Origin of the sequence: Microbacterium faecale, from assembly GCF_014640975.1 — a bacterium.
Lineage (GTDB): Bacteria > Actinomycetota > Actinomycetes > Actinomycetales > Microbacteriaceae > Microbacterium > Microbacterium faecale.
On sequence record NZ_BMHO01000001.1, the window covers coordinates 2,338,307 to 2,354,475 of the forward strand.

The window sequence follows — 16,169 nt, forward strand, 5'->3', positions numbered from 1 at the left end:
GACCGTGCGAACGCGGCGCGCGTGGGGGCGGGAGCTACAGGCCGGTGTGGGCCACGATTCCTCGCCGGACGGCCTCGAGCGCGCGACGGGCCGTGCGGGCGAGGTCGCCGTCGGCGACGAGGGAGATCTGGTCGAGCAGATCGATCGTCTGCTTCGTCCAGCGCACGAAGTCGCCCGCCGCCATGTCCGCCGTGCCGAGTACGTGATCCAGCGATTGCCCGCGCGCCCACATCGTCATCGCCTGGGCGAGACCGGGGGCGAGCGGAGCGGTGCCGGGGAGGCGGTGGTCGTGCTCGAGGTCGTCGAGCTCGGCCCAGAGCCGTTCGGTGACGTCCAGCGCCTCCCGGAAGGGCCCGCGGGGTAGCCCGTAGTCGCCGTTCTGCTCGCCGCGGCGCGGTTCGTACACGAGCGTGCAGGCGAGCGCCGCCAGCGCTGCGGGGTCGAGTCGCCGCCACAGGTCGCGTCGCAGCGACTCGGCGACGAGGAGATCGCGGTCACCGTAGATCCGCTTCATGCGGCTGCCGGCCTCGGTCAGCACGGTGTCGCCCTCCGCGGTCCGCACGTAGTCGAGCGCGGCGAGGACGTCGACGATGCGGTCGAACTGCCGTGCGACCGTTCCCGTGCGTGACGAGATCTGCCGCCGCTGCTTGTCGGTCTGCCGCTTCAGTTTGTAGTAGCGCTCGCCCCATCGCGCGTGCTGCTCGCGATCTTCGCACCGGTGACAGGGGTGCCGCTGCATGCTCTTCTTGAGGCTCGTGATCTGCTGTCGACGTTGTTCCTCGCGCGCCTTCGACGTCGATTGGTCTCTGCGCGCCTTCTTCTCGAGATCGCTCAGCTCGCGCCGGATCGCCGCGTACTCGGCGAAGTCCCCCCGATGGCAACGCATGGCCGTGAGGTACCCCTCGAGCGATTCCTCCGCGCGCCTCACCTCTCGGGCGAGGCCGACCACCGCGCGGTCGGCCTGGAACTGGGCGAACGACGATTCGAGGATCTCGCGGGCGGACGAGCGGCCGAACTGGTCGATGAGATTCACGGCCATGTTGTATGTCGGCCGGAAGGACGAGTTGAGCGGGTACGTGCGCCGCGACGCGAGCGAGGCGACCGCGTGCGGGTCGAGGCCGTCCGTCCAGTGCACGACGGCGTGGCCCTCGACGTCGATGCCGCGTCTGCCGGCACGCCCGGTCAGCTGCGTGTACTCGCCCGAGGTGATCGGAACCCGCGCCTCGCCGTTGAACTTCTCGAGCTTCTCGAGCACGACAGTGCGCGCGGGCATGTTGATGCCGAGCGCGAGCGTCTCGGTCGCGAAGACGACCTTGACGAGCTTGCGTTGGAAGAGCTCCTCGACGATCTCCTTGAACGCCGGAAGCAGCCCCGCATGGTGCGCCGCGAGGCCGCGCTCGAGATCGTTCGCCCACTCGAAGTAGCCGAGTGCGCCGAGGTCCTCGTCCTGCAGCGACGCCGTGCGCCGACGCACGATCTCGCGAATGGCCTCGCGCTCCTCCCTCGTCGTCAGGCGGATCCCCGCGCGCCGCGCCTGCGCGACGGCCTGGTCGCACCCGATGCGGCTGAAGATGAAGAAGATCGCCGGAAGCAGCTGCTGTCGATCCAGCAGACCGATCGCCTCGGCCCTGTCGAGGCGCGCTCCCATGCGCGGCGCGCGCGGCGGGCGTCGGTTCCCGCGGCCGCGCCGCGGCGGTCCGCCATCGGACGGGAGACCGCGCCCCATCCGCAGCAGCTGCGTGTTGACGCTCGGCTCGCCGGGGCGGGCCCGCTCATCGAAGAGGGGCAGGAGCTCGCCGCGCGTGAGCACATGTTGCTCCAGCGGAACCGGTCGCGTCTCGGAGACGATGACCTCCGTGGATCCGCGCACCGTGCCGAGCCAATCGCCGAACTCCTCGGCGTTCGACACCGTCGCCGACAGGGCGACGAGCCGCACGCTCTCGGGGAGATGGATGATGACCTCCTCCCACACGGCGCCGCGGAACCGATCGGCAAGGTAGTGCACCTCGTCCATGACGACGTAGCGCAGATCGAGGAGCGCGCGCGAGGAGGCGTAGATCATGTTCCGCAGCACTTCGGTCGTCATCACGACGACGCGCGCGTGCGAGTTGATGTTCGTGTCGCCGGTGAGCAGACCGACGTTCTCTGCCCCGTAGACCTCCTGCAGCTCGCGGAACTTCTGGTTCGACAGCGCCTTCATCGGCGTGGTGTAGAACGCCTTGTCCGTGTCAGAGCGCATCGCGAGATGGATCGCGAACTCGCCGACGATCGTCTTGCCGGCGCCTGTCGGCGCGGCGACCAACACGCTCGACCCGCCTTCCAGCGCACGACAGCTGGCGGCCTGGAACGGATCGAGTTCAAATCGCTGCGCGTCGGCGAACTCAGCGGTGACGGGGTGCTCGCGGACGCTCTTCGCCTCGGCGTATCGCTCGGACGGTGTGGCGGAGGACATGGTCCCATCCCACCACGACCCGGCGCCGTCAGTCGTATGCGACGAACAGATCGGGGTTCCGCTTGCGCCGACGCCAGTCGAACAGCAGGCAGACGCACGCCGCGATCATGTACAGCACGAACATGATGGCTGAGACGACGAGGAACGTCACCATGTCGGCCGGAGGCGATGCGAACATCCCGAAGACGAGGCAGAGGAGCAGGACCCACCGCCACGCGCGCATGACCTGCTTGCCCTGCACCACGCCGACGAGATTCAGTGCGACGAGCACGGCCGGGGTGACGAACCCGATGCCGATGATCATGAGGGTGCGGAAGACGAAGTTGTAGTACTCCCTCGCGTCGAAGAGCTGTCCGACGCTCGCGACGTCGTCTGGGAAGAACGACGCCATGATCGTGATGATGTTCGGCAGCAGGAAGATCGCAAGCGTGATGCCGCCGGCGAACAGCGGGATCGCGGCGCCCATGAATCCCATGCCGACCCAGAACTCCCGGCGCTTCAGGCCCGGGGTGACGAAGCGCCACAGCTGCCAGAGCCAGACCGGCGAGGAGATGACGATGCCCGCGACCAGCGAGATCCGGAACCGCATCTCGAACGGTCCGGTCACGGTCGTGAAGGTGAGCCTCGTGAACTCTTCGTCCCCGATGTTCTCCGCCACCTGCACGATCGGCTGTGTCAGCCACCCGATGACCCATTCGGTGGCGAACGCAGCCGCGATCATGCCCGCGATCAGGCCGATCACGGCGAACATCAGTCGCTTGCGAAGCTCGCGAAGATGCCCTGCGAGCGTCATCTTCCGGTCGTTCGACAGACCGCGCCCGTCCGAGGCACCCTCGCCTCGGAGGGAACCCACCACTGCCGGCTACGTGTCCTTCGAGCCCGACGGCGCGTCGCCGTCGGTGCGGCTGGTCGATGCCTCGTCCTGCGGCTCGGCCGTGTTCTCGGCCGTGCCGTCCTCGCGCATCTGCTTCATCTCGCCTTTGAAGGCACGCGCGGACTGTCCCATGCTCTTCGCGAGCGCGGGCAGCCGCGACGCGCCGAAGATGAGCAGGATGATCACGAGGATCAGCAGAATCTGCATACCCCCGGCGTTACCGAGAAAGCCCATGAGCACTCCGTCCTGTGCGTCGTCGGCCTCAGTCTACCGTCGACACATACAGACTCTCCGTGAGAACCGCCCATTCGCGGGCCGCGTCGCGCGCCGCGGCGGGTGCGACCACCTCGACGTCTCCCCCGCCGCGCGCCGCGATCCGCCGCAGGGTGCCGATGTCCGCGATCGGAATCCGGGCGTAGGTCTCCGTACCGGATTCCGCGACCTCGGCGTGTTCGAGGAACTGCGCGAGCATCGCGCGCATCCGCGTGGGGAATCGCAGCGTGGCGACGACGTCGGCCGCGCCGGGGACGAACAGCTCGGGGCGCACGTCGGCCGCGTGATTCGCGATCTCGTCGGTCACGACGACATCGCTCATCCGCTCGAGATGGAACGTGCGGGTCGCCTCGCGCAGGTGGCACCAGCCCTGCAGGTACCACTCGCTGCTCGAGAGCAACATTCCCGCGGGATCCACCGTGCGCGTCGTCGCGTCTCCCTTGAGGCTGCGGTACGTGAAGCGCACGACCTTCCGCTCGCGCACCGCGCGGGACAGCTCCGCGCGCGCTTCGTCGATCGGCGCGTCGACCGCGACGGCAGCGGAACCCGCGCCACTCGAGCCGCGGGCGAGCTTGCGTCTGAGGTCCTCGAGCCCGTCGTCGTCGAGCAGCCCCGTCATGGCCTGGGCGAGCTGGAGCCCCGCGATGAGCGCGGCCGCCTCGCGCGTCGTGAAGCGCTGGACCCGATCGATCCCTACCGTCTGCGTCAGCAGGATCGCATCCTGCTGCTCGAGCAGATTCCAGTCGATGTCGAACATGTCGCCCGTGTAGTAGCCGCCGGACGGTCCGCCGACGACGGTGAGGGTGCGCAGCATCGATCGCATCTGCTCGGGCGTCACGTCGAATTCTCGGGCCGCTTCGGCGACCGGCACCTCGCCACGCTCCAGCAGCCACGGCACGAGCGTCAGGTACACGCGCATGCGCTCGGACGAGTCGAATGCGGGGCGCCGCTTCGGCTTCTCGGGTGCGGCGGACTCGGCTCGGTCGAGGTCGGCCGGTCGCGCGTGCAGCACGCGGACGGCTCGGAGGCGGTCGAGCACGAGGTCCCGCAGTTCCGCCGGCGCGACGATCCGCGCGTCCGGTCCGTACGAGGCGACCTCATCGGCGAGCACCGGCGCGTCCACGTAGGGCACCGTGAGGCCCTGCTCGTCGGACGGCACCGCGCGGCGCGAGAGGCGCAGCCACGCCTCGGATCCGGGCGTCACCTCGATGACCGCCCGCTGGCGATCCGCGAGGGCGCGCAGTCCTGCGAGCGCGCGATCGGCGGCGCCCACTGAGTCAGCGGGATCGAAGCGGGTTCCCGTGGTCCGGACCTCGGAGACGATGCGGCTCAGGAGGAAGGTGCGCGGCTCGCCGGTCCCCTCGTCGTCGGCGTGCAGGTGCCAGCGCCCCTCGAACTGCACGAGCGCGAGCGGCCGCACCCGGCGGTTGCGGATGCGTTGGCTTCCGGGCCGCAGGTAGTCGAATCTGACCTCGGACCCGCGGTCGATCGCGCGCTGCAGCGGCTCGAACGACTCGTCCCTGGCGCTCAGACGCGGCGTGAAGCCGATGATGGGCTCGTCGACGTCGAGACCGAGCGCGCGGATCTTTCGCAGGCCGGCGCGGGCCTCGCGTGACATCGTCGCCTCGCTCCAGGCGTCGGCGGCGAGGCTGAGCACGGCGAGCTCGGCGGGGGTGAACTCGAGGTCTTCTGGGAGGCCGTTGTCCTCGCGGGGGATCCGGTACCGCGCCTCGCGCAGGTTGAGCGGGTTGTCGCTGTCGCCGATGACCTGGATGCGCGAACCGAGCTCCGCGAGCTGCTGCTTGTCGCGCTCGAACATGCGCTCGAGCGCCGGCTCGTCGACGCCCTCGCGTGCGCGGTCGACGTATCCGGTGACGGATTCGAAGATCTGGGCGCGCGTGAGGCCGACCTCGGTGCCCAGTAGGGCGACCGTGAGGTTCATCAGCCGTTCTTCGGCGCGGATCCTGTCAGCCACGCCGTCATCCTACGACCGGCCGAGCGGAATCACTCGGCGGCGGGCACGGCTCCGAGCACATCGATCACGGAGACGGTCGCGTCGCCGTCGCCATCCGGCACCACGGTGAGGATCTGCGAGCCGATCGTCGCGCCCTCGAGCGCCTCGGCGAAGCCCTCCGGCAGCTCCTCGAGCGTCGCGGTCTCCGGCGAGTCGCTCTGCCAGGTCGAGTTCGCCACGGATCCCGACGACCAGCGCACGTTCGTGTACTGCAGCGTGAGCAGCTCGCCCTCGGCGATCTCGGCGCCGTCGCCCGCGATGAGGGTCTGGGTCTCCTGCTCGGCGGGCGCGGAGCCCGCCGGAATCGTCACTCCGGGCACACCGTTCGCGTCGCGGACGACACGCGGCATGCCGGAGTCGGCGTTGTAGACGAGCGACCCCTCGGCCGAGGCCGGCAGCACGCGATTCACGTCGATCACGGCCACGATGCTCGACAGGTCGGGAGTCTCGGCGCCGTCGTTGCCCTGCTGCACGGCGACCTGCTGCAGCACCTGCTGCACCTGCGCGCCGAATTCCGGCACAACGCCGTCATCGCCGAACGTGGCGACCATGCGCGTTCCCTCGCTCGCGCACAGGAGAGCGTCGTCGATCCCGGGGAGCATCTGCTCGCTCACGACGCTCGGCGTCACGATGCGCGTGAGGCTGCCCGGCTCGCCCCACATCGGCACGGTGGCGCCGGTGGCAGGGTCGACGAACAGCAGGTCGAGCGCGACCCCCTGGCCGAGCGACTCGATCACGCGGCCGTCGCCGGGGACGATGTCGCTGTGCGCGGCCCCCGCGGCCGTGAATCCGGCGGGTGCATCGACCGTCAGGTCGGGTCCGAATTCACCCGAGACCTCGATCGCATCGATGGCGGGGCCGGTCACGGCCTCTCGCCCACACGACTCCGCCGTCGCGGGTGCGGAGGCGCACCCCGCGAGGGCGAGCGCGGTGAATCCGAGAACACTGGCTACGGCTGTCGTCTTGCGCACCGGATCAGTTTAGGCCACGTCGCCGTTGGATTCGCCGCGCGTCCCCTGATCGCGCTCCGCGGTCGCGCGGCGGACTCCGTCTGCGGCTTTCTGCGCCTCGCGGGCACGCTTGCGGAGATTCTTGTCGGTGATCTCGCGGTCTCCGACGGATCCGGGAGTCCACAGCCGCTCGTCCTCGTCGCCGTAGCTGCGCTTCGAGGCGCGACGTTTGATCTCCGGCGGCACGCTCCCGTCGGCGAGTTTGCGCGCCGTGATGAGAAAACCCGTGTGCGCGACCATGCGGTGATCCGGCCGCACGGCCAGACCGTCGACGTGCCACCCGCGCACCATCGTCTCGCTCGATTCGGGTTCGGTGAAGCTTCCCATCCCCCGCAGGAACTCGGCGATGCGACTGAGCTGCGTGGCCGTCGCGACATAGCACGTGACGACGCCGCCCGGCGCGAGCGCATCGCTGACGGCGGGCAGGACCTCCCAGGGCGCGAGCATGTCGAGCACAACACGGTCGACGGACCCGGCGGGTAACTCGCGCGGCAGCGCCTCCGCGAGGTCGCCGAGGTGGATCCGCCACTGCGGCGGGAGCTCGCCGAAGAACGTTTCGATGTTCGCGCGGGCGACCTCTGCGAAGTCCTCGCGTCTCTCGAACGAATGCAGGCGCCCGGTTTCGCCGACCGCGCGCAGCAGGCTTCCCGACAGAGCGCCGGATCCGACGCCCGCCTCGACGACGACCGCTCCGGGAAACACGTCGGCCTGCGCGATGATCTGCGCGGCGTCCTTCGGGTACACGATCGCCGCGCCGCGCGGCATCGACATCACGAAGTCGCGCAGCAGCGGCCGCAGGCACAGGTATTCGTGACCATCGCTGTTCGGGACGACCGAGCCGTCGTCGCGGCCGACGACGTCCTCGTGGCGGAGGACACCGAGGTGCGTGTGCAGCTCACCCTCCTCGCGCAGCGTGATCGTCTGCAGCTTGCCCTTCGGCCCGGTCAGCTGCACGCGGTCGCCGTAGCGGAAGGGTCCGCGAATCGGGGTCACGCGCCCGTCCCGGAGTGCGCCGCTCGCCAGACGTCCGCGGCGTGGTCGAAGGTGCGCCCGGCGAGCGTGTCCCAGATCACGTCGGCGCCGAGGCCATCCAGGCCGATGAGGTTCGGCACGCCGATCGTGGCGGCGCCCGATGACACCGCCGCCCGCAGGCCGGTCGGCGAGTCCTCGATGGCGACGCAGTCGCGAATGTCGACGTCGAGTGCGCGAGCTCCCGCGAGGTAGGGGTCCGGATACGGTTTGGGTCGCTCGACGTCGTCGCCGCCGAAGATCACATCGAACGCGTCGAACTCGATGAGTCCTGCGACGTGAGCAGCCATCCGGTGGCGCGACATCGTCACGAGCGCTGTCTTCACGCCCCGTTCGCGCAGCTCGCGCAGGAATTCCCATGCTCCGGGACGGAACGGCACGCCGTTTTCGGTGAGCTGCTGCAGCACGCTGTCGGTGAGGTAGTCGACGATCTCCGGCACGGCCATCTCCACACCGCGACCCTGGAGGATCCGCGCGGACCCCTCGAGGTCGTTGCCGATCAGCTGGAGGGCGTCCTCGTGCGTCCAGGTGCCGCCGAAGCGCTCGACGAGCGGCGTCTCAGCCGCCATCCAGTACGGTTCGGAGTCGATCAGCGTTCCATCCATGTCCCACAGGACGGCCTTCGGCCAGGCAGTGTCGGTGAAAGTCACCTCACCAGACTATGGGGTCCGTGATGGCGATAGCCTGGTGGGAATCGAGCAGGAGGGACACGGGTGGACGACACGACACGAGATGCCCTCGGTCCGCGGATCGCGGTGGCCGCATTCGACGGGTGGAACGACGCGGGCGAGGCGGCCTCACACGCCACGAGCGTGCTGCGCGAGTCGACCCCCAGCATCGAGGTCGCGTCGGTGGATCCGGAGCTCTTCTTCGACTATCAGTACACCCGGCCGTTCCTCCGCACCGACGGCGAGGGGCGGCGCCACATCGACTGGCCCGAGGCCAGCCTGTATCGCCCTCGCGATGCGAACGGCTTCTGGACGCTGCGCGGCGTCGAACCGGCGCGCGCGTGGCGCAGCTTCACCTCGGAGTTCGTCGATGCGCTGCTGGCTGAGGATGTCACCGGCCTCATCGCGGTGGGCGCCATGATGAGCGACGTGCCGCACACGCGTCCGATCGCCGTGCACGCCGTGAGCGAGAACGAGCTTCTCCGCGACCAGCTCGACATCGACCGCGGCCGCTACGAGGGCCCCACGGGGATCCTCGGCGTCCTCACCGATGCCACCGAGCGCGCGGGAATTCCGACGATGTCGCTGTGGGCGAGCGTGCCGCACTACGTCGCCGGCACGTCGCCGTCGCCGAAGGCGACGCTCGCGCTGCTCGAGCGGCTCAGCGACCTCACGGCGCGCGAGATCGACCTCGGCTCGCTCCCGACCGAAGCCGCCGCGTGGGAAGCGACGGTCGATGCGGCCGCCGCGGACGACGACGAGATGACGGACTACATCCATCAGCTCGAGGAGACGCGCGACACATGGGACTCCCCCGACGCCTCGGGAGACGCGATCGCCCAGGCCTTCGAGAAGTACCTGCGGGGAGACGGCGGCGGCAAGGGCCGCCCCCCGCGCGGCTGACGGGTCAGTACGCCGACAGCACGCCGGTGCCGAGCAGCACCATGATGACGGCGCCGAGAATGATCCGGTAGATCACGAACGGCATGAACGTGCCGCGTTCGAGATACCGCATCAGGTACGCGACGACGGCCCAGCCGACGAGGAACGCGGCGATTGTCGCCACGACCGTGCCACTCCACCCGTACGGGCCGAGGTCGTTCGTCTCCAGCCCGTGCTTGAGCTCGTACAGCCCGGATCCGAACACTGCGGGAATCGCCATGAGGAAGGAGAACTCGGCGGCAGTTGTGCGCTTGTAGCCGAGCGCACGCGCGGCCGTGGTCGTCGCTCCCGAGCGCGAGACGCCGGGCACCAGCGCGAGGGCCTGAGCCGTGCCGATCATGATGCCGTGCGGGTACGTGACATCGGACATCTCACGGGTGCGCCGTGCGAAGCGGTCGGCGACGCCGAGGATCACGCCGAAGATGATCAGCACGATCGCCACGAGCCACAGGTTGCGGAACACGTCGCGGATGTAGTCCTGCAGTGTGAAGCCGAGCACCCCGATCGGAATCGACGCGACGATGACGAGCCACCCCATCCGCGCGTCCGGGTCGTTGCGCGGGACCTTGCCCACGAGGGACTGTGCCCAGCGCCCGATGATGCGCACGATCTTCGACCAGAAGTACACGAGGACGGCGACCTCGGTGCCGATCTGCGAGATCGCGGTGAAGGTGGCGCCGGGGTCGGCAGCAGACGGCAGGAACTCACCGACGATGCGCAGGTGCGCGCTCGACGAGATCGGAAGGAACTCGGTCAGCCCCTGGACGAGGCCCAGGACGATTGCCTCAATGATGTGCATTCTCGTGCTTTCTGGAGTGTCAACAGGTGCGGATCAGGTCGGTCAGGACCCGCTGGCCGAAATCGAGCGCGTCGAGCGTCACCCGCTCATCCACGCCGTGGAACATGCCGGTGAAGTCGAGCTCGCGCGGCAGCTTCAGCGGCGCGAAGCCATAGCCGGTGATGCCGAGCGCGGCAAGAGACTTATTGTCGGTGCCGGCACCGAGCAGGTACGGCAGGACGGGGACGCCGGGGTCGTGCACGCCGATCGCGGCAACCATCCGCTCAACCAGCTCCCCTTCGAACGGCGCCTCGAGACCGATGTCGCGGTGGAAGATGTCGATCTGAACGTCATCACCCACGAGCGTCCGCAATTCGGCGAGCACACGATCCTCGGTCCCGGGCAGCACGCGTACGTCGAGCGTCGCCTCCGCCGCGTCGGGGATCACGTTGTGCTTGTATCCGGAGGTGAACCCCGTGGGGTTCGCCGTCGTGCGCCATGTCGAGGCGAGGAAGGCTTCGGCGGGACCCGCCATCGCCGCGATCTCGTCTGGATCCTCGGCGTCGGATCCGCAGATCCCACGCATCCCGTCCAGGAGCGCCCGCGTCGTGTCCGTGAGCTCAACGGGCCAGGTGCGCGAGCCGATCCGCTCGACCGCTCGCGCCAGTCGGGTCACGGCGTTGTCGGCATGCAGGCGACTGCCGTGTCCCGCTCGACCGCTCGCGCGAAGCGTGATCCACATCAGCGCCTTTTCGCCGACCTGCAGCAGATAGGCCGACTTATCGCCGACGGGGATGGAGTACCCGCCGACCTCGCTGATCGCCTCGGTCGCGCCGCGGAACCATTCGGGGCGGTGCCGGACGACCTGCGCGGACCCCTCGACACCGCCGTTCTCTTCGTCGGCGAAGAAGACGAGGATCAGATCACGGCGCGGCCGCTCGCCCGCACGGAGCATGCCGGCGACCGCGGTGAGGATCATCGCGTCCATGTTCTTCATGTCGACCGCGCCACGGCCCCACAGCATGCCGTCGATGATCTCGCCGGCGAACGGATCGACCGACCAGTCCTCGGAGATCGCCGGCACGACGTCGAGGTGTCCGTGGAGCACGAGGGCGGGGCGGGTCGGATCGATGCCCTCCACGCGCGCCATCACATTCGTGCGACGTGGGAACGCCTCGTAATAGTGGGGCTCGAGGCCGAGAGTTTCGAGATACGCACCAACGTATTCCGCGGCCTCGCGCTCGCCCTTCGCCCTGCCGCCCCCGTAGTTGGTGGTGTCGATGCGGATGAGGTCGCGCGCGACGCGCGCCACCTCGGCCAGGCTCTCTTGGGGCATGGATGACACGCTACCGGGACGAGCCGGGACGTCCCTGCGCGGCGGGCCGCATCCGAGCGATTCGCGCTCGCGTCATCAGGCTCGGCGCGCGGCGTCGCCGGGTTCCGGGTCGAAGATCTGGCCGATCGGCTCGCGCTTCTCGGCCTGGAACGCGTCTTCGACGCGTCCCGCCGCCCAGTACGCCGACAGCGACAGGACGGAGCGGTCGATCCCCCACTCCTTGTGGAGTAGCGGACGAAGCCGCTTCATCGCGCCGCGCTCACCGTGCGCGAAGACGTCGACGTTCGCCGTCGGCGCGGCGAGCGCTTCGACGGCCGCGACGAGCACGGATCCGTGCGGCGTACCGTCGCGGTGAAGCCAGCGCACCTCGACGCCCGCGGGCGCTGCGAACGGGATCTCGTCGTCGGGGGATCCGACTTCGATGAGCGCGAGTCCGCGGGCGTCGACGTGCAGCGTTTCGATCGCCGCCGCGATCGCGGGAAGCGCGGCGTCGTCGCCGAAGAACAGGTGCTCGTCGGCGTCGGGGCTCGGCGTGTAGTTTCCGCCGGGCCCGGAGAAGCACACCCAGTCACCCGGCGCCGCTGTCGCCGCCCAGGGGCCGGCGACTCCCTCATCGCCGTGTACGACGAAGTCGATCGCGATCGTGCGCGCGTCGCGGTCGATGCTCCGCACGGTGTAGGTGCGCTGGCTCGGCATGTCGTCCGGCGCCAGCTCGGCACGGAGCGCGTCGAGATCGTATGGCGGGGTGAGGCCGAGTTCGGGCTTCGCGAACAGCATCTTGATGTAGAGGTCGGTGCTGTGCCGCTCTGCCGCGGCGTCGGCGAACTCATCGAACTCGTCACCGCCGATGACGACACGCACCATGTGCGGCGACAGCCACACGCTCTCGACGACCTGGAAGGTGTACTGGCGGCGCGGCTTCTTCGGTGATGACATGCCCCTCATCCTCCCACGGATTTAGTTAGGTGACCCTCACTCGCCGACCTGCGCCCCGGTTACCCGATACGGGGAAACGGCTCGGTCGAGAACAGCACCTCCACCGGGACCTCGAAGTACGCCGCGATCCGAAGGGCCAGGTAGAGGCTCGGGCTGTACTCCCCGCGCTCGAGGTAGCCGACGGTCTGATAGTGCACGTCGAGCGCCTCCGCGAGCTCGCGGCGCGACACCTTGCGCTCGGCGCGCAGCATCGCGATGCGGTTGTGCACGCTCTCGGCCACGCCGCGTTACACCCCCCACTGCTGCTGCACATCGCGGCGGCGTGCGGCGAGCGTCGAGCCCGACTCCCGGCGCGCCATCCGGCTGAGCAGCTTCGGTGCGAGCGAAAGCCCGACGATCGCCCAGACGCCCAGCACGACGAAGACCCACTCGAGACGCCAGGATCCGGCAATCTCGACCGCGGCGGTCTCACCGGGCAGCAACGACGCGCGCAGGCCGAGGCCGTACCAGTACAGCGGGAACACCTGCGCGATGCCCTGCACCCACCCGGGCAGGGCGACAAGGGGATAGAAGATGCCCGAGATTCCGATGAGCCCCATGACGGGAAGCATCACCAACCCCATGTGCTTCGGGTTCGAGATGAGGGCGCCGAGAACCGCGCCGATCGCCATCGTCGAGGCCATTCCGAGCACGAGCACGGCAGTGAAAAGAAGCCAGCGCAGCGGCGAGACGAACTCGAGCCCGTCGAACACGATCAGGCCGACCACGAGCATGAGTACGGCCGCGGCGAGATTCGTGAGGATGTTCGCGACCATTTCGCCGACCAGATACCCGGTCGTTCCCCCGGGCACGGACTTCGACCGGAGGAGGGTCCCGTTGGTGCGGTCCATCGACAGCACGCCCACGATGCCCATCGTGCTGCCGAACAGGACCGACATCGCGATCACGCCCGGGAGGCCCATCGATCCGAGGTCCACGCCGGCGCCCGCGAAATCACCGTTCGACATCACCACCAGCACGGTGATCATGACGCCCATCATCACGAGTGTGCCGAAGATCTCGCCGGGGGTCGTCAGTTGGATGCGCGCCGACGTCAGGCCGCGGCGCACGCCCGTCCGGTAGGCGTTGACGGTGGGGTTGCTGCGCGGCACTCGCCGCTCGATCACGTCGCTCATGAACCGACCTCCTCGAAATGCGTCGTGGACACGTCTCGCCCGGCCTCGAACTCCTCGACGAGCGAGAGGTAGGCGTCTTCGAGGGTCGCCCGGCGGATCTGCAGATCGCGGACGGAGTCATCGTGCATCAACAGGTCACGGACGAACTGCGTCGAGCCCTCCGCGGCGTGCAGGTGCCGCTGTCCTCCGGAGATCCAGCTGATCTCGGCCGTGCGCGAGGCCGAGCTGGTCAGCTCGAGCGGCGAGCCGTCGGCGATGATGCGGCCGCCCGCGAGAATCACGATGCGGCTCGCGAGAGCCTCCGCCTCGGCGAGATCGTGGGTCGTGAGCATGATCGTCACGCCATCGATATCGCTCAGGCGATGCACGAGATCGTGAAAGTCACGACGGGCTCGCGGGTCGAAGCCGGTCGTCGGCTCGTCGAGGAAGAGCAGGGACGGCCGACCGATGACGGCGAGCGCCACGTCCAGGCGCCGACGCTGGCCGCCCGAGAGGGACTGCAGCTTCTGGTTCGCCTGCTCGGTCAGACCGACGACATCGAGGAGGTCGTCCACAGGCCAGGGGTCGACGTACGGCCGGTAGTAGTTCGACATGTGGCGCAACAACTGGCGCGGCCGCCACTTGCCGTGGTCGCTCGACGACTGCAACACGATGCCGATCTGCGAACGCCACCCATCGTCGCCGTGCGCGGGATCTGCGCCCAACACGGAGACGGTGCCGGCGGTGGGCCTCCGGAAGCCCTCGAGGATCTCGATCGTCGTGCTCTTGCCGGCACCGTTCGGGCCGAGCATCGCGACGATCTCGTCGCGCCGGATCTCGAGATCGACGCCGTCGAGCACGACCTTGTCGCCGTAACGCATCCGCAAGTCGGACACCGAGATGATCGGCGCGCCGTGCGGCGTTGACGGTGCAGTACTCACTATTCACCTCGCTAGATAGTCACAACAATATGTAGCAGACATACTACATACGGTTGTGTGAGTACGCACCCTCGACGGCGCGATCGATCGCGGCCGCAATCAGGCGGCGGTTGGTTCCCCCGGCTTCAGTGGGCGCACGCGGACTGCCGACAGCGCGTCGCTGTACGACACGTTCGCCACGGCCTTCCACCCGTACGCGGCGACCTGTTTCCAGAGTGTGTCGCGATTGACGCTGGAGGCGCCGCCCTTGGCGTAGACGAACCAGACGACCCGCGTCGCGGCGAGCGCGCCGCGATGCGCCGTCATCACCTCGTCGACCTGGGCCGAGGTGTCGACGAACGCGACGGCGACGTCCGCGGATCCGAGGTCCTCCGCGAACGTGACGTCCTCGGCTATCGGCTCCGGGTGCTCGGGCGGCCACTTCCACGTCGTGGAATCGGGCTTGATCTGCAGCTTCTTCGCAATGTCAGTGCTCATCGCTCTCCGGTCCCGTCCGGAACGCCGCGCTCTCGGCGCTCCGGACTCATCCTGCCCGCGACCCGAACCGCCCACAAGGTCGTGTCTCGCGTTGTGGCCTACCCGAACGCCTTGTCGAAGCCGAGGCTGCGTGCGATGATGCCGAGTTGCACCTCGGTCGATCCCTCGCCCAGCGTGAGGATCCGAGCGTCCCGGTAGTGCCTGGCCACGGGATTGACGTTGAGGAAGCCGTAGCCACCCCAGATCTGCGTCGCGTCGTTCGCGTTCGCGACCGCCGCCTCCGAGGCGATGAGCTTCGCCAGGGACGCCTCCTTCGTGAACGGCATCCCCACGTCGATGCGGTGCGCGGCATCGTGCATTACCGCGCGCGCGGCCGCGACGCGCGACTGCATGCGGGCGAGCGTGAACGCGATGTGCTGGTTGTCGCCGATGGCCTTGCCGAAGACGCGGCGCCGCTTCGCGTAGTCGACCGCTTCCTCCAGGCAGCCCTGTGCGGCGCCGACGCACAGGGCGGCAAACGCGACACGCCCCTCGTCCAGGACGCTGAGGAAGTTCGCGAAGCCGCGGCCGCGCTCCCCGAGCAGGTTCTCCTCCGGCACGCAGACTCCGTCGAAGACGAGCGGATGGGTGTCGGAGGTGTGCCAGCCGACCTTGTCGTAGGCGGGAAGAGCCGTGAACCCCTCGATCGGAACCGGCACGATGATCGTCGACAGTTCGGGCCCCACGGATCCATCGCGTCCGACGCGCTCGCCCGTGACCGCCGTCACCGTGACCATGTTCGTGATCGGCGTCCCCGAGTTCGTGATGAACTGCTTCGTTCCGTTGATCGTCCACCACCCGTCCTCGAGGATGGCGGTGGTCTGGGTACCGCCCGCATCAGACCCGGCCTCGGCCTCCGTGAGACCGAACGCTGCCAGGTTCTCACCGCGTGCCAACGACGGCAGGTAGGTGTCCTTCTGCTCGTCCGTGCCGAAGCGGTACACGGGCATCGCGCCGAGCCCGAGGCCCGCCTCGAGCGTCACGGCGATCGACTGGTCGACCCGCGCGAGCTGCTCGACCGCGACGCAGAGGTGCAGGTAGCTCTTGCCTTGCCCGTCGTATCGCTGCGGAAGCGGCAGACCGAACAGCCCCATCTCCCCCATCTGACGGATGATCTCGATCGGCAGACGGCGCTCCGTGTCGTACTCGTATGCGGCGGGCGCGACAACGTCGTCAGCGAATTCACGCACGCGACGCGCGAGCTCCTGCAGATCCGGATCCAGCATCTCGGTGCCCTCGACGACGG

General features: G+C 68.8%; 16 protein-coding genes. 1 reads left to right on the plus strand and 15 read right to left on the minus strand.

Going from position 1 to position 16,169, the window contains the following annotated elements:
• Positions 1-34 precede the first annotated feature (34 nt).
• The 7 genes from IEW87_RS11100 to IEW87_RS11130 are packed head-to-tail and all read right to left on the minus strand — an operon-like array spanning position 35 to position 8,257.
• Positions 35-2,452 carry a DEAD/DEAH box helicase gene (locus IEW87_RS11100; RefSeq protein ID WP_188712272.1) on the minus strand — a complete coding sequence of 806 codons (2,418 nt, stop codon included), beginning with the start codon at positions 2,450-2,452 and terminating at the stop codon, positions 35-37.
• 28 nt (positions 2,453-2,480) lie between these two features.
• On the minus strand, positions 2,481-3,305 hold the full coding sequence (tatC, locus tag IEW87_RS11105) for a twin-arginine translocase subunit TatC (protein WP_188712273.1): 825 nt from the start codon (positions 3,303-3,305) through the stop codon (positions 2,481-2,483).
• Positions 3,306-3,314: 9 nt separating this feature from the next.
• Positions 3,315-3,533 (minus strand): twin-arginine translocase TatA/TatE family subunit, encoded by a 219-nt coding sequence (gene tatA, locus IEW87_RS11110; protein ID WP_188712274.1) that lies wholly within the window; start codon positions 3,531-3,533, stop codon positions 3,315-3,317.
• 55 nt (positions 3,534-3,588) lie between these two features.
• Positions 3,589-5,574: a helix-turn-helix transcriptional regulator gene (locus IEW87_RS11115; RefSeq protein ID WP_188712275.1), complete on the minus strand. Its 1,986-nt coding sequence runs from the start codon at positions 5,572-5,574 to the stop codon at positions 3,589-3,591.
• A gap of 29 nt (positions 5,575-5,603) precedes the next feature.
• Positions 5,604-6,584 carry an FKBP-type peptidyl-prolyl cis-trans isomerase gene (locus tag IEW87_RS11120; RefSeq protein ID WP_188712276.1) on the minus strand — a complete coding sequence of 327 codons (981 nt, stop codon included), beginning with the start codon at positions 6,582-6,584 and terminating at the stop codon, positions 5,604-5,606.
• Positions 6,585-6,593: 9 nt separating this feature from the next.
• Positions 6,594-7,616 carry a tRNA (adenine-N1)-methyltransferase gene (locus IEW87_RS11125; protein ID WP_188712277.1) on the minus strand — a complete coding sequence of 341 codons (1,023 nt, stop codon included), beginning with the start codon at positions 7,614-7,616 and terminating at the stop codon, positions 6,594-6,596.
• A complete protein-coding gene (locus tag IEW87_RS11130) occupies positions 7,613-8,257 on the minus strand; it encodes an HAD family hydrolase (protein ID WP_188712763.1) in 645 nt (214 codons plus the stop codon). The genes IEW87_RS11125 and IEW87_RS11130 overlap by 4 nt, the downstream gene beginning before the upstream one ends.
• A gap of 108 nt (positions 8,258-8,365) precedes the next feature.
• On the opposite strand from IEW87_RS11130, the gene IEW87_RS11135 reads away from it, so the two are divergent.
• Complete coding sequence (locus IEW87_RS11135; RefSeq protein WP_229731106.1) at positions 8,366-9,223, plus strand: proteasome assembly chaperone family protein; 858 nt, start codon at positions 8,366-8,368, stop codon at positions 9,221-9,223.
• Positions 9,224-9,227: 4 nt separating this feature from the next.
• On the opposite strand, the gene IEW87_RS11140 is transcribed toward IEW87_RS11135, so the two are convergent.
• The 8 genes from IEW87_RS11140 to IEW87_RS11175 form a co-directional block, all read right to left on the minus strand.
• The gene (locus IEW87_RS11140; protein WP_188712278.1) at positions 9,228-10,061 is read right to left on the minus strand and encodes an undecaprenyl-diphosphate phosphatase; all 834 of its coding nucleotides are present in this window, start codon (positions 10,059-10,061) and stop codon (positions 9,228-9,230) included.
• A gap of 19 nt (positions 10,062-10,080) precedes the next feature.
• Positions 10,081-11,376, minus strand: coding sequence for a M20/M25/M40 family metallo-hydrolase (locus IEW87_RS11145; RefSeq protein WP_188712279.1), 1,296 nt, complete (start codon positions 11,374-11,376; stop codon positions 10,081-10,083).
• Between the two features lie 75 nt (positions 11,377-11,451).
• Positions 11,452-12,312, minus strand: coding sequence for a siderophore-interacting protein (locus tag IEW87_RS11150; RefSeq protein WP_188712280.1), 861 nt, complete (start codon positions 12,310-12,312; stop codon positions 11,452-11,454).
• A 59-nt stretch (positions 12,313-12,371) separates the two neighbouring features.
• Positions 12,372-12,593 carry a helix-turn-helix transcriptional regulator gene (locus IEW87_RS11155; RefSeq protein WP_229731108.1) on the minus strand — a complete coding sequence of 74 codons (222 nt, stop codon included), beginning with the start codon at positions 12,591-12,593 and terminating at the stop codon, positions 12,372-12,374.
• 6 nt (positions 12,594-12,599) lie between these two features.
• Positions 12,600-13,487 (minus strand): ABC transporter permease, encoded by an 888-nt coding sequence (locus IEW87_RS11160; RefSeq protein WP_188712281.1) that lies wholly within the window; start codon positions 13,485-13,487, stop codon positions 12,600-12,602.
• Positions 13,484-14,407 (minus strand): ABC transporter ATP-binding protein, encoded by a 924-nt coding sequence (locus tag IEW87_RS11165; protein ID WP_229731110.1) that lies wholly within the window; start codon positions 14,405-14,407, stop codon positions 13,484-13,486. The genes IEW87_RS11160 and IEW87_RS11165 overlap by 4 nt, the downstream gene beginning before the upstream one ends.
• Before the next feature lie 99 nt (positions 14,408-14,506).
• Positions 14,507-14,884 carry a hypothetical protein gene (locus tag IEW87_RS11170; protein ID WP_188712282.1) on the minus strand — a complete coding sequence of 126 codons (378 nt, stop codon included), beginning with the start codon at positions 14,882-14,884 and terminating at the stop codon, positions 14,507-14,509.
• A gap of 98 nt (positions 14,885-14,982) precedes the next feature.
• Positions 14,983-16,149: an acyl-CoA dehydrogenase family protein gene (locus IEW87_RS11175; protein WP_373285130.1), complete on the minus strand. Its 1,167-nt coding sequence runs from the start codon at positions 16,147-16,149 to the stop codon at positions 14,983-14,985.
• Positions 16,150-16,169: the final 20 nt, after the last annotated feature.